General features: G+C 70.1%; 17 protein-coding genes and 1 pseudogene. 8 read left to right on the top strand and 10 right to left on the bottom strand.

The window, feature by feature from the left end; all coding sequences use genetic code 11:
- Positions 1 to 29: 29 nt before the first annotated feature.
- The 3 genes from ACVW19_RS33205 to ACVW19_RS33215 form a co-directional block, all read right to left on the bottom strand.
- A complete protein-coding gene (locus ACVW19_RS33205) occupies positions 30 to 2,429 on the bottom strand; it encodes an ATP-binding cassette domain-containing protein (protein ID WP_457464222.1) in 2,400 nt (799 codons plus the stop codon).
- A gap of 89 nt (positions 2,430 to 2,518) precedes the next feature.
- A complete protein-coding gene (locus tag ACVW19_RS33210; RefSeq protein ID WP_457464224.1) occupies positions 2,519 to 2,932 on the bottom strand; it encodes a VOC family protein in 414 nt (137 codons plus the stop codon).
- Positions 2,933 to 2,937: 5 nt separating this feature from the next.
- The gene (locus ACVW19_RS33215) at positions 2,938 to 3,393 is read right to left on the bottom strand and encodes a helix-turn-helix transcriptional regulator (protein ID WP_457464225.1); all 456 of its coding nucleotides are present in this window, start codon (positions 3,391 to 3,393) and stop codon (positions 2,938 to 2,940) included.
- A 192-nt stretch (positions 3,394 to 3,585) separates the two neighbouring features.
- On the opposite strand from ACVW19_RS33215, the gene msrA reads away from it, so the two are divergent.
- The gene (msrA, locus tag ACVW19_RS33220) at positions 3,586 to 4,107 is read left to right on the top strand and encodes a peptide-methionine (S)-S-oxide reductase MsrA (RefSeq protein ID WP_457464226.1); all 522 of its coding nucleotides are present in this window, start codon (positions 3,586 to 3,588) and stop codon (positions 4,105 to 4,107) included.
- Positions 4,108 to 4,222: 115 nt separating this feature from the next.
- Here msrA and ACVW19_RS33225 read toward each other — a convergent pair whose 3' ends face one another.
- Positions 4,223 to 4,696 carry a carboxymuconolactone decarboxylase family protein gene (locus ACVW19_RS33225; protein WP_109378571.1) on the bottom strand — a complete coding sequence of 158 codons (474 nt, stop codon included), beginning with the start codon at positions 4,694 to 4,696 and terminating at the stop codon, positions 4,223 to 4,225.
- A gap of 325 nt (positions 4,697 to 5,021) precedes the next feature.
- Between ACVW19_RS33225 and ACVW19_RS33230 the strand changes: the two genes are divergently transcribed.
- On the top strand, positions 5,022 to 5,246 hold the full coding sequence (locus ACVW19_RS33230; protein ID WP_457464227.1) for a hypothetical protein: 225 nt from the start codon (positions 5,022 to 5,024) through the stop codon (positions 5,244 to 5,246).
- A gap of 98 nt (positions 5,247 to 5,344) precedes the next feature.
- Here ACVW19_RS33230 and ACVW19_RS33235 read toward each other — a convergent pair whose 3' ends face one another.
- Entirely contained in the window at positions 5,345 to 5,797 is a 453-nt protein-coding gene (locus ACVW19_RS33235) for a phospholipase (RefSeq protein WP_457464229.1), read from the bottom strand.
- Between the two features lie 421 nt (positions 5,798 to 6,218).
- Here ACVW19_RS33235 and ACVW19_RS33240 point away from each other — a divergent pair.
- Positions 6,219 to 6,812 (top strand): annotated as a pseudogene (locus ACVW19_RS33240) (dihydrodipicolinate synthase family protein); the annotation flags it as partial.
- 175 nt (positions 6,813 to 6,987) lie between these two features.
- Positions 6,988 to 7,776 carry an SAM-dependent methyltransferase gene (locus ACVW19_RS33245; RefSeq protein ID WP_457464230.1) on the top strand — a complete coding sequence of 263 codons (789 nt, stop codon included), beginning with the start codon at positions 6,988 to 6,990 and terminating at the stop codon, positions 7,774 to 7,776.
- A 37-nt stretch (positions 7,777 to 7,813) separates the two neighbouring features.
- Here ACVW19_RS33245 and yicI read toward each other — a convergent pair whose 3' ends face one another.
- Positions 7,814 to 10,084, bottom strand: a complete 2,271-nt coding sequence (gene yicI, locus ACVW19_RS33250) for an alpha-xylosidase (RefSeq protein ID WP_457464231.1) — start codon at positions 10,082 to 10,084, stop codon at positions 7,814 to 7,816.
- Positions 10,085 to 10,390: 306 nt separating this feature from the next.
- Between yicI and ACVW19_RS33255 the strand changes: the two genes are divergently transcribed.
- The 3 genes from ACVW19_RS33255 to ACVW19_RS33265 are packed head-to-tail and all read left to right on the top strand — an operon-like array spanning position 10,391 to position 13,463.
- Positions 10,391 to 11,665 (top strand): ABC transporter substrate-binding protein, encoded by a 1,275-nt coding sequence (locus ACVW19_RS33255; protein WP_457464233.1) that lies wholly within the window; start codon positions 10,391 to 10,393, stop codon positions 11,663 to 11,665.
- Positions 11,662 to 12,615: a carbohydrate ABC transporter permease gene (locus ACVW19_RS33260; protein WP_457464235.1), complete on the top strand. Its 954-nt coding sequence runs from the start codon at positions 11,662 to 11,664 to the stop codon at positions 12,613 to 12,615. Before ACVW19_RS33255 ends, ACVW19_RS33260 begins: the two co-directional genes overlap by 4 nt.
- A gap of 5 nt (positions 12,616 to 12,620) precedes the next feature.
- Positions 12,621 to 13,463 carry a carbohydrate ABC transporter permease gene (locus ACVW19_RS33265; protein WP_457464237.1) on the top strand — a complete coding sequence of 281 codons (843 nt, stop codon included), beginning with the start codon at positions 12,621 to 12,623 and terminating at the stop codon, positions 13,461 to 13,463.
- Positions 13,464 to 13,580: 117 nt separating this feature from the next.
- On the opposite strand, the gene ACVW19_RS33270 is transcribed toward ACVW19_RS33265, so the two are convergent.
- Positions 13,581 to 14,243 (bottom strand): CBS domain-containing protein, encoded by a 663-nt coding sequence (locus tag ACVW19_RS33270; RefSeq protein WP_457464239.1) that lies wholly within the window; start codon positions 14,241 to 14,243, stop codon positions 13,581 to 13,583.
- Positions 14,244 to 14,470: 227 nt separating this feature from the next.
- On the opposite strand from ACVW19_RS33270, the gene ACVW19_RS33275 reads away from it, so the two are divergent.
- Complete coding sequence (locus ACVW19_RS33275; RefSeq protein WP_202276968.1) at positions 14,471 to 14,671, top strand: type II toxin-antitoxin system VapB family antitoxin; 201 nt, start codon at positions 14,471 to 14,473, stop codon at positions 14,669 to 14,671.
- Between the two features lie 10 nt (positions 14,672 to 14,681).
- Here the strand turns inward: ACVW19_RS33275 and ACVW19_RS33280 are convergent, their stop codons facing one another.
- From ACVW19_RS33280 to ACVW19_RS33290, 3 genes are all read right to left on the bottom strand, one after another.
- Positions 14,682 to 15,464 carry a YqjF family protein gene (locus tag ACVW19_RS33280; RefSeq protein WP_457464241.1) on the bottom strand — a complete coding sequence of 261 codons (783 nt, stop codon included), beginning with the start codon at positions 15,462 to 15,464 and terminating at the stop codon, positions 14,682 to 14,684.
- 87 nt (positions 15,465 to 15,551) lie between these two features.
- Complete coding sequence (locus tag ACVW19_RS33285) at positions 15,552 to 16,661, bottom strand: ABC transporter substrate-binding protein (RefSeq protein WP_457464243.1); 1,110 nt, start codon at positions 16,659 to 16,661, stop codon at positions 15,552 to 15,554.
- Between the two features lie 415 nt (positions 16,662 to 17,076).
- The gene (locus ACVW19_RS33290; RefSeq protein ID WP_457464245.1) at positions 17,077 to 17,535 is read right to left on the bottom strand and encodes an RrF2 family transcriptional regulator; all 459 of its coding nucleotides are present in this window, start codon (positions 17,533 to 17,535) and stop codon (positions 17,077 to 17,079) included.
- Between the last annotated feature and the right edge of the window lie 135 nt (positions 17,536 to 17,670).

Below are 17,670 nucleotides of genomic sequence, written 5' to 3' on the forward strand. Positions count from 1 at the left end.
CGGCCGCCTCCACGAGGGCGTCGCTCCTCTCAGGCGCCGACGTACGACGCGAGGTGTTCGCCGGTCAGGGTGGAGCGGGCGGCGACGAGGTCGGCGGGGGTGCCCTCGAAGACGATCCGGCCGCCGTCGTGCCCGGCGCCCGGCCCGAGGTCGATGATCCAGTCGGCGTGCGCCATGACCGCCTGGTGGTGCTCGACGACCACGACCGACTTGCCGGAGTCGACGAGCCGGTCCAGCAGGCCGAGCAGTTGTTCGACGTCGGCGAGGTGCAGGCCGGTGGTCGGCTCGTCGAGGAGGTAGACGCCGCCCTTCTCCGCCATGTGGGTGGCCAGCTTGAGCCGCTGCCGCTCGCCACCGGAGAGCGTGGTCAGCGGCTGGCCGAGGGTGAGGTAGCCGAGCCCCACGTCGGCGAGCCGGCCGAGGATCCGGTGCGCCGTCGGTGTGCGCGCCTCACCGGCACCGAAGAACTCCTCGGCCCGCGCCACCGACATCGCGAGCACCTCACTGATGTCGCGGCCACCGAGGTGGTACTCCAGCACCGACGCCTGGAACCGCTTGCCCTCGCAGTCCTCGCAGGTACTGGCGACCCCGGCCATCATCGCCAGGTCGGTGAAGACGACACCGGCGCCGTTGCAGGTGGGGCAGGCACCCTCCGAGTTGGCGCTGAACAGCGCCGGCTTGACGCCGTTGGCCTTGGCGAACGCCTTGCGGATCGGGTCGAGCAGCCCCGTGTACGTCGCCGGGTTGCTCCGCCGCGAGCCGCGGATCGGACTCTGGTCGACCGAGACCACGCCCTCGCCGTCCTCCCCCTTCAGCCGGCACAGCGACCCCTGCACGAGCGAACTCTTGCCGGAGCCGGCGACGCCGGTCACGACGGTGAGCACCCCGAGCGGGACGTCGACGTCGACGCCGCGCAGGTTGTGCGTCGTCGCCCCGCGGATCTCCAGCGCCCCGGTGGGTTTGCGCACCGACTCCTTGAGGACGGCCCGGTCGTCCAGATGGCGGCCGGTGACGGTGTCGCTGCCCCGCAGCCCCTCGACGGTGCCCTCGAAGCAGACGGTGCCGCCCGCCGTGCCGGCGCCGGGACCGAGGTCGACGACATGGTCGGCGATAGCGATCGTCTCCGGCTTGTGCTCCACGACCAGCACCGTGTTGCCCTTGTCACGCAGCCGCAGCAGCAGGTCGTTCATCCGCTGGATGTCGTGGGGGTGCAGGCCGGTGGTGGGCTCGTCGAAGACATAGGTGATGTCGGTGAGCGGGGAGCCGAGATGCCGGACCATCTTCACGCGCTGCGCCTCGCCGCCCGACAACGTGCCCGACGGCCGCTCCAGCGAGAGGTAGCCCAGCCCGATCTCCACGAACGAGTCGAGGCTGTCGCCGAGGGCGGTGAGCAGCGGCGCCACCGACGGCTCGGACAGGCCGCGGACCCACTCGGCGAGGTCCCGGATCTCCATCGCGCAGGCGTCCGCGATGGAGATGCCCTTGATCTTCGACGACCTGGCCCCCTCGCTGAGCCGGGTGCCGTCGCACTCGGGGCAGGTGGTGAAGGCCACGGCCCGCTCCACGAACGCCCGGATGTGCGGCTGCATCGACTCCTTGTCCTTCGACAGGAACGACTTCTGGATCTTGGGGATCAGTCCCTCGTAGGTGAGGTTGACTCCCTTGACCTTCACCTTGACCGGCTCCCGGTACAGGAAGTCCTGCCGCTCCTGCTCGGTGAACTCCCGGATCGGCTTGTCCGGGTCGACGAAGCCCGACTCGGCGTAGACCCCGACGGTCCAGAAGCTGTCCGACTTCCAGCCCGGGATGGTGAACGCGCCCTCGGCCAGTGACTTGGAGTCGTCGTAGAGCTGGGTGAGGTCGATGTCGGAGACGGTGCCCCGGCCCTCGCAGCGCGTACACATGCCGCCGGTGCGCTGGTAGGTCGCCTTCACCGCCTTCTTGTCGCCGCGCTCGACGGTGATCGCCCCGCTCGCCCGGACCGAGGCGGTGTTGAAGGAGTACGCGCCGGGCGGGCCGATGTGCGGCGTGCCGAGCCGGCTGAAGAGGATGCGCAGCATCGCGTTGACGTCGGTGGCGGTGCCGACCGTGGAACGGGGGTCGGACCCCATCCGCTGCTGGTCGACGATGATCGCGGTGGTCAGACCCTCGAGGACGTCGACCTCGGGCCGGGCCAGGGTCGGCATGAACCCCTGCACGAAGGCGCTGTAGGTCTCGTTGATCAGCCGCTGCGACTCCGCGGCGACCGTGTCGAACACCAGCGAGCTCTTGCCCGAGCCGGAGACGCCGGTGAACACGGTCAGCCGGCGCTTGGGGATCTCGACGCTGACATCCTTGAGGTTGTTCACGCGCGCGCCGTGCACGCGGATCAGTTCGTGGCTGTCGGCACCGTGCGGCGCGACCGGCCGCGCCTTCGTCCTCATGGCCATGCTGGTGGTGTCTTCCTCTCGTGGGTGATTCCCGGGTCGGGTGAGATCGCCGAGCGGGGGCCGGGCGGTGACTGCGGTGACCGGGAGGCTCAACGCAGCTGCTGGATGCGGATCAGGTTGCCCGAAGGGTCGCGGAAGGCGCAGTCGCGTACACCGTACGGCTGCTCGGTCGGCTCCTGGACCACCTCGGCACTGTCGGCCGACTGCAGCCGCGCGAAGGTGGCGTCCAGGTCGTCGGTGGCCAGCAGGAGACCGGCGTACGTGCCCTTGGCCATCATCTCGGCGATGGTGCGGCGCTCGTCGTCGGTGACACCGGGGTCGGCGGCCGGCGGGGTCAGGACGATGGAGGTGCCGGGTTGGCCGACGGGACCGACCGTGATCCACCGCATCCCGCCGTGTCCGACGTCGCCCCGGACCTCGAAGCCGAGGGTGTCGCGGTAGAAGGCCAGGGAGGCGTCCGGGTCGTCGTGCGGGAGGAAACTCGCGTGAACGGTGATGTCCATGGCCGTCACGCTAGAGGGGGGCCGGGCGCGGGCGCTTCTCGATTTCTGACCGGTCTGGTCACCTGCTTCGCCACGCACGGCGGCAGCCCCGCCGTCACGCTCGCCGCGCGGCGCCGATAAGCGCTGGGCGGCATGCCGACGAGCTCGGTGAAGCGCGTGCTGAACGTGCCCAGCGACGAGCAGCCGACCGCGAAACAGACCTCGGTGACGCTGAGGTCCCCGCGGCGCAGCAACGTCATCGCGCGCTCGATGCGCCGCGTCATCAGATAGCTGTACGGCGACTCGCCGTACGCCGCCCGGAACTCCCGGCTCAGATGCCCGGCCGACATGTGCGCGCCACGGGCGAGCGCCTCGACGTCCAGCGGCTGCGCGTACTCCCGGTCGATCCGGTCGCGGACCCGGCGCAGCCGCGCGAGGTCGCGCAGGCGCTGCGCCGGTGCCGGGGCCGGTGAGTCGGTCATATGCGAAATCGTACCCACGGTCGCCGCCTGACCTGGGCGGAATCCTTTGGCCCGGACGGTCATGGGCGGAACAACGGGCTTCCCGTCATGGTTGGGACTGCTGTACGTACGGCTGCGACGGTGCGGGACCATGAAGGCCACGAAGACGCGGCGGAACCGTCCGTCCAGGACGCGGGAGAAGGGCGAGAGCAGATGACGAGGACCGAGAAGACCGTGGAGACGGCGCTGCTGGCGGGCGGCTGTTTCTGGGGCATGGAGGAACTGATCCGCACGTTCCCGGGCGTCCTCGGCACGCGGGTGGGCTACAGCGGCGGTGACGTCCCCAACGCCACCTACCGCAACCACGGCACCCATGCCGAGTCGATCGAGATCACCTACGACCCCGCCGTCACGGACTACCGAACGATCCTGGAGTACTTCTTCCAGATCCACGATCCGAGCACGAAGAACCGGCAGGGCAACGACATCGGGCTGAGCTACCGCTCCGCCGTCTTCTACCTCGACGACGAGCAGAAGCGCGTCGCCGAGGAGACGATCGCCGACGTCGACGCGTCGGGTCTGTGGCCGGGCCCGGTGGTGACCGAGGTCGCGCCGGCCGGACCGTTCTGGGAGGCCGAGCCCGAGCACCAGGACTATCTGCAGCGGTACCCGGACGGCTACACCTGCCACTTCGTCCGCCCCGGCTGGCGTCTGCCGAAGCGCGCGGAGTCCTGAGCTTTTGGGCACCTGAGCCTCATGAGCACCTGAGCCCCATGGCGTCCGGGGCAGCACCACAGGGGGCGCGCACGCGAGGCGGCGCGCCCCTTGTGCTGTCCGTCTGTGCCGTCCGTCAGCCGAACTGGCCGGGCTGGTAGTCGCCGGCGGGCTGCTGGTTGATGACGTTGATGCGGTTGTAGGTGTTGATGACGGCGATGAGGGAGATGAGGGCGACCAGCTGGTCCTCGTCGTAGTACTTGGTGGCGTTGGTCCAGGCCTCGTCGGTGACCCCGCCGGCGGCGTCGGCGATGCGGGTGCCCTGTTCGGCCAGTTCGAGGGCGGCGCGCTCGGCGTCGGTGAAGACGGTGGCCTCGCGCCAGGCGGCGACGAGGTGGAGGCGCTGGGCGGTCTCTCCGGCGTGGGCGGCGTCCTTGGTGTGCATGTCGGTGCAGAAGCCGCAGCCGTTGATCTGGCTGGCGCGGATCTTCACCAGTTCCTGCGTGGCGTGCGGCAGACCCGAGTCGGAGACGGCCTTGCCCGCCGAGTTGATGTGCTTCAGCACCTTGGTCGCGAGCGCGTTGCCGAAGAGGTTGATACGGGCATCCATGGTGATCTCCTGGTTCGCGTGTGCGGTTACGTACTTCTGACGAAGCAGCCCGCCGAGGTGTGACAGGCTCCCGGAATGTGATGTGCGTCTCCCGGCCGGAGGTGGCCCGCGGGGTGCGGCGGGTCGGACCGCGGCGGGCTCGCGGAGGCGTCGTCCACGGAGCGGCGAACGAGCGATAGCCTGACGGCATGCAGGACCACCCCTCCGCACCCGCCGAGAGCGGCACCGCCCTGCCGCGCGTTCAGGACCGCGGCCAGGACTGACGCCCCGGCCCGGTGCGGGAACAATGAGGGGACGGGAAGGCCGGACGGGGAGCGGAGCGTCGGTGAGCGAGCGTCAGGAACGCGACTGGACGGACATGACGCCAGGAGATTTCGACCGTGACGCCCCGCTGCACCTGAACCTGGGCACCGGGCCCGTCGTGGTGCCGGCCGAGCCGGACGAGTACGGCACGGTGCCGCTGTTCGGCGAGGAGCCCCCGACCCGACGCCCCGTCCCGCGTCGCCTCCCGCGCGGCGGCGCGCCCGCCGAACAGGAGCACCTGTTCTGACTCCGTTGCGCCCCGCCGCTCAGGAAGCCTGACGGAAGCGGTGCGCCGCCGGTCCCGTGCGGGGACCGGCGGCTCTCGGTGGGGTCCGGACGGTCCGGTCAGCCGAAGGCCCTGACCGCCTGGTAGTAGGTCCACGCAGTGCTGTTGCAGGCGGTCTTGGTGCCGCCGCTGTAGCCGGCGCAGACCCGCTTGAGGTCTTCGTAGAAGGCGTTGTCGAGGCGTGCCTTGTTGGCGTCGAAGGAGCCGGCCGCCTTGTAGTTGCGGTAACCGAAGTCGTGGCGCGCGCAGGAGGTGGCGAAGGGGAAGCCGAACGGGTTGTCGGGGGAGGTGGAGCAGTAGTCGGTGCTCCAGTTGAACTGGTAGGCGGACCAGGCGGCTTGGTTGGAACGCGCCGCGACCCACTGGTTGTAGCTCGAGGCACTGGTCTGGGTCCAGTTCGAGAGGACCTGGGCCTTGTCGGCGGGGACGGCGTCGGCGGCTGTGGCGGTGCCCAGCACGCTGACGGCGGCAAGGGCCGAGGTGGCCAGTGCGGTGGCGAGTCTACGGTGCATCCCGAACCTCCATGAGGCTGCGACCCGGCCGTCGGGTCGCAGGTTCATGACAAGAGATGCCCATGCCGCCGGTGTTCTCACACCACGCCCGAGTCGTCGGACCGTTGAACCAAGGTGCCTGCCGAAGTCATGGCGCCGGTTGCGGCGAGCTGTCCACTCCTGTGCGTGCTGCCTGCATGTGTGAACAATCAAGGCGATCGGTTGAGGGGCAACATCAAGGCGGGCGCGGTTCTCCCTGGAAAAAGCTCGTGCGGATCGACAGCGCCGTACGTGGCTGTCTGGAAATGAGAACGCCGACTGCATGTGGGGATTGCTTGGCTGATGGCAGGCAGCCACGAACACGCGTCGAAGCCACCGTCACTCCCGTGGCGGACCACCACCGACAGTCCGCCTTCCAGACTTCCGGAAACGGAGATCACCCATGCTCAAAGGCGTCCCCTTCTTCCCCGTCACCCCCTTCACCGACTCCGGTGACGTCGACCTCGAAGCCCTGCGCCGGCACATCACGGCGGGTGTCGAAGCCGGTCCGGGCGGCGTCTTCGTCGCCTGCGGAACCGGTGAGTTCCACGCTCTGGACCGTGAGGAGTTCGGCGCGGTCGTACGTACCGCTGTCGAGGCGGTGGGCGGACGCGTCCCGGTGTACGCCGGGGCCGGCGGCTCGCTCGGGCAGACCCGGCAGTTCGCCCGGACCGCGGCCGAGGCCGGTGCGGACGGCCTGCTCATACCGCCCCCCTCGGGTCTCGTCGCCTACCCCCGTGCCGTCGCCGAGGTAACCGAACTGCCGCTGATCGTCTACCACCGAGCCGACTCCCGGTTCGACGAGGCATCGGCGGCGGCGATCGCCCAACCGCCCACCGTGGTGGGCCTCAAGGACGGCACGGGCGACCTCGACCTCGTCGCGAGGATCATTCCCGCCGTGCGCGAGGCGCTGGGCGCCTCCGGCAAGGACTTCCAGCTCTTCAACGGGATCCCCACGGCCGAGACCAGCCAGCCGGCCTGCCGGGCCCTCGGCGTGGAGCTGTACTCCTCGGCCACCTTCGCGTTCGCCCCGGATGTCTCCCTCGCCTTTCACCGCGCGGTCGGGGTGGTGCTCTGTCCTCCTGTGTCAACTAGCCCTGTATCAAGCCGCGTTGATGTGCGAGACTCGGTGATCGTCAGCAGCCCTGATCCATCGTGGGACGGAGTCCTCCATGCCGGCCGGCAGGTCCAATCCTCCGCAGATCGACACCAGCAAGGCGCACCCCGCGCGGGTCTACGACTGGTTGCTCGGCGGCAAGGACAACTACCCCGTGGACGAGGCCGTCGGCGAGAAGCTGCCGCCCGAGGCGCGGGACGGCGCCCGGCAGAACCGCCAGTTCATGCACCGGGCGGCGGCCTGGCTCGCCGGGCAGGGCGTCGACCAGTTCCTCGACATCGGCACCGGCATCCCCACCGAGCCGAACCTGCACCAGATAGTGCAGTCCGTCGTCCCGGCCGCGAGGGTCGTGTACACCGACAACGACCCCATCGTCCTGCGGCACGCGGAGACCCTGCTGATCAGTGGTCCCGAGGGCGCCACCGACTACATCCAGGCCGATGTGCGCGGTCCGGGGGAGATCATCGAACACGCCCGGACCGTCCTCGACTTCGGGCGTCCGATCGCGCTGTCCCTGATCGCCCTCCTGCACTTCGTCCCCGACGAGCAGGAACCCCTCGCCATCGTCGGCGAGTTGCTCTCCGCGCTCCCGCCGGGCAGTTACCTCGTGCTGTCGCACGCGGCGTCCGACCGGCACGCGGAACTGGCCGCGCAGGTCACCGCCGAGTACGCCAGGGCCGGCATCCGCCTCGGCTTCCGCACCCGCGACGAGGTCGCCCGCTTCTTCGACGGCCTGGAGATGGTGGAACCGGGCCTGGTGACCGCACCGGAATGGTTCCGGACGGCCCCGGCCCCCGCACCCGAGGACAGCGGCATCTACGCGGGCGTCGCGCGGCTCCGCTGACACGACACCGCTCCCGCCCCGGCCGCCGTCGCGTCCGTCATCCCAGCGGCACCGTCACCTCACCCGCCCCCCGGGCCTCCGCCCCGCCCGCGACACGCACCGTGAACGGCCGCTCGGTCCCCGACGCGATGACCCGCAGGACGTCGCCGTCGCGCAGGACCCGGAAGGCCGCGGCCCGCGCACCCGTGGTGTCGGGCACGGTGATCTCGGCCGCGTAGTAGGGCGAGGCCGGCGGGTGGACGAGGAGGACCGGCGCGTCCAGCCAGTCGCCGTCCGGTCGCGAGTCGTCGCCGGCCAGGGGCAGGACGGCGCCCTCCCGGACGTACAGCGGGAGGCTGCCGTAGCCGTGCCGTTCGGCGCGCCAGCCCGGACCGGTGGCCTTCTCGCCGCTCAGCAGGTGGGTCCAGGTGCCCTCCGGCAGGTAGACCTCGACCTCGCCGTCCGGGCTGAACACGGGCGCCACCAGGAGGTCGGGGCCCAGCATGTACTGGCGGTCGAGCGGACGGCACGTCGGGTCGCCGGGGAACTCCAGCACCATCGGCCGCATCATCGGCACGCCCGTGCCGTGGGCCTCGACGGCCGCGCCGTACAGGTACGGCATCAGGCGGTGCTTGAGCAGGGTGAAGCACCGGGCGACGTCGACCGCCTCGTCGCCGAACTCCCACGGCACCCGGTACGACGAGGAGCCGTGCAGCCGGCTGTGCGAGGAGAGCAGGCCGAAGGCGAGCCAGCGCTTGAACACCTCGGGGTCGGGCGTGCCCTCGAAGCCGCCGATGTCGTGGCTCCAGAAGCCGAACCCGCTCAGCGACAGCGACAGACCGCCCCGCAGCGACTCGGCCATGGCCTCGAAGGACGACCAGCAGTCGCCGCCCCAGTGCACGGGGTACTGCTGCCCGCCGGCCGTCGCGGACCGGGCGAACAGCACGGCCTCCCCCTGCCCGCGCTCCTTCTCGAGGAGCTCGAACACCGTGCGGTTGTACAGCTGCGTGTAGTAGTTGTGCATCCGCTCGGGGTCCGAGCCGTCGTGCCAGACCACGTCGGTGGGGATGCGCTCGCCGAAGTCCGTCTTGAAGCAGTCCACGCCCTGGTCGAGCAGGGTCTTGAGCTTCGAATGGAACCAGGCGCGCGCCTCGGGGCTGGTGAAGTCGACCAGGCCCATACCGGCCTGCCACAGGTCCCACTGCCACACGTCGCCGCCGGGCCTGCGCACCAGGTGCCCGAGGGCGGCGGCCTCGTCGAAGAGCGGTGACTTCTGGGCGATGTACGGGTTGATCCAGGCGCTGATGCGCAGGCCCTTCTCCTTGAGCCGGGCCAGCATGCCGTCCGGGTCGGGGAAGACGTCCGGATCCCACTGGAAGTCGCACCACTGGTACTCGCGCATCCAGAAGCAGTCGAAGTGGAAGACGGACAGCGGAATGCCGCGTTCGGTCATGCCGTCCACGAACGACGTGACGGTCCGTTCGTCGTAGGGCGTGGTGAACGAGGTGCTGAGCCACAGGCCGAACGACCAGGCCGGGGGCAGGGCGGGGCGGCCGGTGAGGGCCGTGTAGCGGCTGAGGACGTCCTTCGGGGTGGGACCGGCCACGACGTAGTACTCCAGCGACTGGTCCTCGACGCTGAACTGCACCTGGCCCACGGACTCCGAGCCGATCTCGTAGGAGACCGCCCCGGGGTGGTTGACGAAGACGCCGTAGCCGCGGGAGGAGACATAGAACGGGATGTTCTTGTAGGACTGCTCGCTGCTCGTGCCGCCGTCGGCCTGCCAGACGTCGACGGTCTGACCGTTCTTGACGAACGGGGTGAAGCGCTCGCCGAGGCCGTAGATCTGCTCCCCGACACCGAGCGCCAGCCGGGTCAGCATGTGGTGGGCTCCGTCGCCGGTGGTGGCGAAGGCGGTGCCCTTGGCGTCCGCGCGGGTCAGCTCGCGCCCGTCCACGTCGTGGAAGCCGAGCGAGAAGGGCCCGGACCCGTCGAGGCGGAGGGTCAGCGGGCCGCTGGTCAGCTCGGTGACCGGGCCGTCCGTGCGCACCGTCCCGGCGCCGTTCGGATCGCCGGTGAGGGCGAAGTCGGGGCCGGGGCGCCGCTTGCCCGCGTGGTGGGTGACGCGGACGCCGATGACGCCCTCGGCGGGGGAGAAGCACTCGACCGTGACGAGGGGAGCGTTGAGGGTATCGCCTCGACGTGTCACTCTCTTGACGGCGGCATAGCTGGTGAAGCGCTTCGATTCCGTGCGCACATCGCGCAACTCGGTGGCGTACGAGATCTGGACGCCCTCGCGGATGCGCCAGAAGCCGTCGGTGAACTTCATGATCTTCCTCGGAGGGGGAGGGGGCGATGGCGAGAAGAAAGCCGTACCTGACCAGGAACTATGACAGGTCCGGGAGTTCCTGTCACGCCCTGGAGCGAGGAGAAGGTGCCACCGGGGGCTAGCGCGGCCGGCTCTCGCTGACGTATTAGTAATCAGGCCGAACAAATTGCGTCCGACCCGCAGTGCGGGGTCGTGCACGAGCAACGCGCGTCAGCAAGATCGACTATTCGTCGAAGCGCTTCACCACCCCTGATGAGCCGCCGGCCCGGTGAAAAGCCGGGCCGATCCCACCCAAGGGCACCCACCGTGACAGCACATCCCCCGGTTGCCGCACTGCGCGGGCGCCGACGCCCGCGCAGAGCCGGCACGTCGTTCGCCGCCGCCTCCGTCCTGGTCTTCGGGGCGGCACTGACCGGCTGCGCGCAGGAGCGCGACAGTGACGTGTACACCGTGATGAACTCCTCGACCGACGAGTCCTACCACCGCTGGGACGCCGAGGCGATGGCCCGCTGCGGCAAGCAGCTGGGCGTCCGCATCGAACAGCAGAGCGTCCCGGCGGCGCAGGTGATGACGAAGGCGCTGCGCATGGCCTCGTCGAAGTCGCTGCCGGACATCGTGCAGTTCGACGCCTCCGAGATGCCGACCTTCGCGGAGGCGGGCGGACTCGTCGATCTGCGCACCCTCGGCCTCGCCACCGACGACATCCCCCAGGGCATCGTCGACTTCGGGTCCTACCGGGGCACGTACTACGGTGCGGCCCGTTCCGTGAACACCCTCGCCCTCTTCTACAACGAGGACCTCCTGGACCGGGCCGGTCTGAAGGTCCCCGCCACCTGGGACGAGCTGCGTGACACGGCGAAGAAGCTGACCCGGGGCAAGCGGTACGGCCTGGCCCTCAGCGCGGGCGGCGCCGAGGACGGCGTCTTCCAGTTCACGCCGTTCATGTGGTCCAACGGCGGCGACGAGACCGAGCTGGACGGCCCGCAGGTCGTCCAGGCACTCGACTACTGGAAGGCGCTGCTCCAGGACGGGTCGCTGTCCAAGTCCACCGTCAACTGGACCCAGGCCGACGTCAACGACCAGTTCATGGCCGGCAACGCCGCCATGATGATCAACGGCCCGTGGCAGGTCGAGACCCTCAACACCGACAAGTCCCTGCACTGGGGCATCGCACAGATCCCCGTGCCGCAGGCCGGTGACGCGTCGGTGGGCCCGCTCGGCGGCGCCGTGCTCACCGTGCCCCGCACCGAGGACACCGACCGGGAGAAGACGGCCGGCCGCATCGTCGCCTGCCTCGCCGGCGAGAAGGAACAGCTCACCTACGCCCTGAACAGCTGGATGGTCCCGGCCAACGAGAAGGCCGCCACCGTGTGGCGGGAACGCGTGCCCGAACTCGACGCACTGGCCGACCAGGTCGCCGAGGCCCGCTCCCGCACGGCCGAGCTCGGCGCCGGCTGGCCCTGCGTGTCCCTCGCGCTGCAGAGCGCCTTCCAGTCCGCCCTGACCGGCCAGTCCAGCGAGGTCGCCCTGAAGCGTGCCCAGCAGCGGGCCATGAGCGGGAACCGAGGTACGCGCCCATGACCACGTCCACCGTCACCGCCGCAGCCTCGGCGAAGACGACCGGGAGCACCTCCGCACCGGACCCGGACCGGCTGCGGCGCAGGCGCCGGCTCGCCCGGTGGGGCTTCGTCGCCCCCGCCGTCGTCTTCATGCTGCTGTTCTTCGGCTTTCCGCTCGTCCGCAACGTCGTGATGAGCTTCCAGCACTACACACCGAAGACGTTCTTCACCGGCGAGGCACCCTTCAACGGCACCGACAACTGGTCGGCCGTCCTCCAGGACGCCCTGTTCGGCAAGGCGCTGTGGCACACGCTCGTCTTCACCGCCGGCTCCCTGCTCGGCCAGTTCTGCATCGGGCTCGCGCTCGCCGTCTTCTTCAGCCGCAGGTTCCCCCTGGGCGGCGTGCTGCGGTCCCTGATCCTGCTGCCCTGGCTGGTGCCCATGGTGGTGTCCGGCATCGTGTGGCGCCGCATCCTCGACCAGGACACCGGCGTACTGAACACCTTCCTGGACACGCTGGGACCCGGCGGCAGCACCCCGTGGCTGACCAGCCCCGACATGGCCCTGCTCTCGGTGATCCTGGTCAACATCTGGATCGGCATCCCGTTCAACATGGTCATCCTGTACGGCGGTCTGCAGGAGATCCCGAAGGAGTTCCACGAGGCGGCATCGCTGGACGGAGCCTCGGCCTGGCGCACCTTCCGCTCCGTCACCCTGCCGATGCTGAAACCGGTGATCACGGTCGTCCTCGTCCTCGGTTTCATGTCGACGGTGAAGATCCTCGACCTGATCCTCGCCCTCACCGACGGCGGCCCCGCCGACGCCACCCAGACGCTGGGCACGCTCACCTACCAGAGCTCCTTCGTCGAGCTCGACTTCGGAGCGGGCGCCGTCGTCGGCAACGTACTCATCCTCATCTCCGCGGTCTTCGCGGTGTTCTACCTGCGGGCCAACCGCACCGACGGGAAGTGACCGACATGGCCGCTCACACACCCGCCCCCGCCGCACCGCGCGTGCGGGGGCGCCGTCTCGGCTCCACCGCGGCGGGCGTCCTCGTCCTGGGCGTGATGCTCTTCCCGCTGTACTGGATGCTCAACACGGCGCTCCAACCCGAATCGGGGCTGCTCCAGGTCGCCCCGGTACCCGCCGGCCTGGACCTGTCCGGATTCTCCAAGGCCATCAGCGACCAGGGCGGACACCTGCTCACCTCGCTGGTCGTCTCCCTCGGCGCCGTCGCCGTCTGCCTCGCGATCTCCGCCCCCGCCGCCTACGGACTGGCCCGCTTCGGTCTGCGCGGCACCCGCACCATCGTGTTCGGCACCCTGATCACCCAGATGGTGCCGGGCATCGTCATCGCCAACGCCCTCTACAGCTCCTACGTCGACCTCGGACTGGTCAACTCCTACTTCGGCCTGATGCTCGCGGACGCCTCGCTCGGCATCCCGTTCTCCATCGTGCTGATGCGCGCCTTCATGGTGTCCATCCCGGGCGAGGTCGTCGAGGCCGCGCAGATCGACGGCGCCGGCCCGCTGCGCACCTTCGTCCAGGTGGTGCTGCCGATGAGCCGCAACTCGCTGATCACCTCAGGACTGTTCGCCTTCCTGTTCTCGTGGAGCGACTTCATGTTCGCGCTCACCCTGAACACCACCGACGACGTCAAGCCGATCACCCTGGGCATCTACCAGTACATCGGCGCCCACGTCGGCGACTGGGGCTCGGTGATGGCCGCGTCCGTACTGTCCGCCGTGCCCGCGGCGATCCTGCTCGTCCTCGCCCAGAAGTACATCGCCGCCGGCATCACCGGGGGCTCCGTCAAATGACCACCGCACGCCTCGAGATGGACCTGAACGCATGAGCGACTTCCCTCGTTTCCCACCCGGCGACGGCGACGGCGACGGCGACGGCGACGGCCCCGGTCCGGCACCCGCGGCGCGCGGTCAGCCCGACGACGCCGGGCCGTCGCTCCCGGAGTCGGGCACCGCACGGAACTCCACGTCGACGACGCCGTCGACGTTGCGGCACAGTTCCTCGAGCTCCTGGGCCGTCGCCGGCGAGGACAACTGCCCACTGAGCCGGACATGGCCGTGCGTCACCGTCACCTCCACCGCGGAGGGCGCCTCGCCGAGCGCCCTGACCAGCACGTCCTCGACGATCTCCGTGCGGATCGCCCGGTCCGCGCGCACGAAGACGCGGAGCAGGTCGCTCCTGCTCACCACGCCCCTCAGCCGCCCGGCTCCGTCGATCACCAGCAGCCGCTTGATGCCGTGCCGGGCCATCACCCGGGCGGCGTCCACCACGGTCCAGTCCTCGGCGGCACAGAGCGCGGGCGAGGTCATCAGTCCGGCGGCGTCGGTGGCCCATGCCTTCTCCGGCCGGGACTCCACTCCCGGCCCACCGGGATCGCCCTCCTGACGTCCCCACATCTTGTGCAGCAGGTCCGCCTCGGACACCACGCCCACCGGACGGTCCTCGGCGTCGACCACGGGGACGGCGGTGATGTCGTACTCGAGCAGCAGGTGCGCGATCTCCTTGAACGGTGTCCCGCCCTGGATCCGGACGACGGCGTCACTCATCACGTCGCGCACCTTCTGGTGGCTCATCGTGGTGATTCCTCTCTGCTCCTGGCACACGTCCGACGGGCGGACGACCGCTGTGCGCACGCGGCTGCCACTGCCATCATCGCCGGTCGGAGGGGTCGAACGAGAACAACAGGAGGAGTGCGTTCCGGTTCCCGTCGGTGCGGCCGGAGCCGGGGCGGCGAGCTGCCCGCCCTGTAGAGTTCGGTGATCCGGGTCCACGCAGTGCCCGACGCCGTCAGGAGAGCGCCATGGCCAAGGTCACCGTCACGCTCGATGCCGAACTGGTCGTGGAAGTCATGGTCCTGGCCGGGGTCGGGTCGCCGCAGGACGCCGTCGAGCTCGTGGTGCGGGACTACATCGCCCGCGGCCACCGTACGGAGACACGCACCGAACTCACCGACCGGAACCTGCGCGAGGTGGACACCAAGCCGCAGGAGCCGCAGGGCTGAGCCCGGGACGTCAAGGGGTGCGGATGCCCGCCGGGCGGCCGAAGCGGGCGGGAACGCCCGGCGAGTAGAGGACGCTCACGGGGTCTCCCGCGGGCTTCGGCAGCCCCGCCGCCGTCAGCAGGTCCTCCGCACAGTCGAGCACCTCGGCACGGTGCAGGGACCAGCGCGGATGGGCGTTGGGCAGGTACATCGACCGGCCGAAGAAGGAGCCGTGCATGCCCCAGCGGGCGGTCAGGAAATGTTCCAGTCCGGTGGGCTCCTCGACCCGCTCGCCCACCCGCACGGTGATGCGGCTGTGGGCGCCGCGGGGTCCGGGCCATCGCCGGCAGCTGGTGTACGTGACGGTGTCGCCGCTGTGCCGGACGGCCATCCGGGACCAGAGGTAGGGCATCCGGAAGCCGATCCGGCCGATCGCCACGGGCAGCAGCCGGGAGGCGTCCAGGGAGAGGAACACCACGCCGCGGCGTCCGTGCGCGTCCACCGAGTAGAGGCGGACGTTGGTCTCGGGGAAGGAGCCGAGGTAGGGGAGCCCCGGGAGGCGCAGCCAGCCGGCCCGGTGCATCCGGAAGGCGACGAGTCCGACGTAGGTGACACCGTCCAGTGTGTCGGGCACCGTTCCGGGCGGCAGCAGAGGGGCCACGTCGGCCGGGTCCGCGGCCCAGTGCAGAAAGGTCAGGTCGAGCCAGGACTGGGTGAGCAGCGGGCGCGCGATGGTCGTCGGCGCCTCGGCCGTGACGGGTTCCGGGGGCTTCGGTGGTGTCGGGCGCGGCTGTGACCGCGGAGTCGGCGGCATCGCACCAGTGTCCCAGAGGAGCGGCGGGGGAGCGGCGGCCGCGGTCACGACCGCCGCTCCCGGGAACTCATCCGGAGCGGGCCGAGGTCACCGCTCGACGCCGAGACCCGCGTCGTCCACCTCGTCCTCGCCCTCGGCCTTGAGCACCTTGTTCAACGGTGCGAGGTCGTAGATGCCGTCCAGGGCCGGCTGCTCCAGCAGGCCGGCCTTCACCGCGTGCTGCGCCTGCGAGTCGAGCGTGGCGGCCAGCGGGTCGTCCAGGAAGGTGATGGACTCCCAGGCCGGGTCGAGGACGTCCTTGGGCAGGGCCTTGCCGGACAGTTCCTCAAGGGCCTTGTTCGCGGACTCCTTGGCCTTGTCGGGGTTGGCCTTGATCCAGTCGTTGGTCTTCACCGAGCCGCGCAGCACGGCCTCGACGACGTCCGGGTGCTCCTTGAGGAACTTCTGCGACACGATGATGTTCGTGATCACGAACTTCTTGTCGGGCCACAGGTCGGCCTCGTCGAGGAGCACCTCGGCGCCCTCCGCGACCAGCCGGGACGCCGTCGGCTCCGGGACCCAGGCGCCGTCGATCGAACCGGACTTGTAGGCGTCGGGCGCCACCTTGTTGTCGGTGCGGACGACGGAGACGTCGCCCTTGCCGCTGTGAGCGTCGGCCTTCCAGCCCTTCTCCGCGATCCAGTTGAGGAACGCGACGTCCTGGGTGTTGCCGAGCTGCGGGGTCGCGATTCTCTTGCCCTTGAGGTCGTCCTCGGACTTGATCCTGTCCGGGTTCACCACCAGCTTCACGCCGCCGGAGGCGGAACCGCTGATGATGCGCAGGTTCTTGCCCCGGGACCTGGTGAATCCGTTGATGGAGGGGGAGGGGCCGATCCAGCCGATGTCGATGGAACCGGCGTTCAGCGCCTCGATCTCGGACGGCCCGGCGTTGAAGGTCGCCGACTTGATCCGGGTGCCGCCGAGCTCCTTCTGCAGCAGACCCTCCTCAAGGCCCACCAGCGCGTTGGCGTGGGTGAGGTTCGGGAAGTAGCCGAGCTTCACCTCGTCGACGGACAGCTTCTCGGCGTCCGCCGCGACCTCGGACTGCTTGCCGTCGTCGGTGGACTCGGAGCCGTAGCCGCACGCGGTGAGCAGGAGGGGCAGCGTCGCGGTGACGGCGATGGCGCGCAGGAGGGCGAGGGGTCTTGCGGCAGACACGGAGGTGTCCTTTCGGGGTGGGCGGCGCGGAAAGGTCGATACGCCGACATGAAGACGCGGAGACGCGGAGACGCAGAGACGCAGAGACGCGGCCGGGAAGCCGGGGGAGGGGGCGCCGCGTCGTCTCGGGTGTGCCGGAAAGCGGACTACCTGGAGACGGGCGGCCGGGACGCGGAACGGCGACAGATGGCGCTCGACGCGCGGCCGAAGTCGATGTGACGGCGCGAGGTCAGGTGGGGCAGCAAGCGGGCCGTGCGGTTCGGTGCGCGCATGACCGGCCCCCTGTCCCTAGTTTTCCTACCCGGTTGCTAGGGATCGTGGCAGACCGAAACCCTCCCTCCAAGAGGGTTTCCGTATTCTGGCGGGACTCATCTCATGATCTGAGATCCGAAACCCGGGCGGCCGGTCCGCTTGTTCAGGGGTTGACCCAGGCGTCCGGGGCATCGGTCAACGCGGCGACCTCGGCGGGGAGTTCGGCGGATGCGACGTCGGCGAGCGACACGCCGTCCAGGATCTCGCGCACGTGGGACCGCAGTGCGATCCACAAGGGGAGCAGGGACTCGGCGGGGCCGGTGTAGGACAGGTCCGGCGGGCGGACCCCGCGCACCGAGACCAGCGGTCCGTCCACGACGCGGATGACGTCGGCGATGCTGATGGTGTCGGCGGGCTTGGCCAGTCGGTAGCCGCCGTTGCCGCCGCGCCGGCTGAGGACGAGACCGCCCCGGCGCATGTCGTTCAGGATGCCTTCGAGGAACTTGTGCGGGATGTCCTGGGCGCCGGCGATGGCCTCGGCTTTGAGGGGGGCGTCGTCCTGTGCCGCGGCGAGCTGCAGCGCGGCCCGTACCGCGTAGTCCGCCCTGGCTGAGATCCGCATGCCCGTAGTATCCCGCATGCTCCGGCCGGGGTGCGGGGCGGGCCCGGGGCCGGCCTGCCGGGCACCCGGCACCGGTCAGGCGACGTTCCTCCGGTCGACGGACCCGGTGCCGGGGACCGACGCCGGGCCCGGGGG

Source organism: Streptomyces sp. TE5632 (assembly GCF_054061295.1).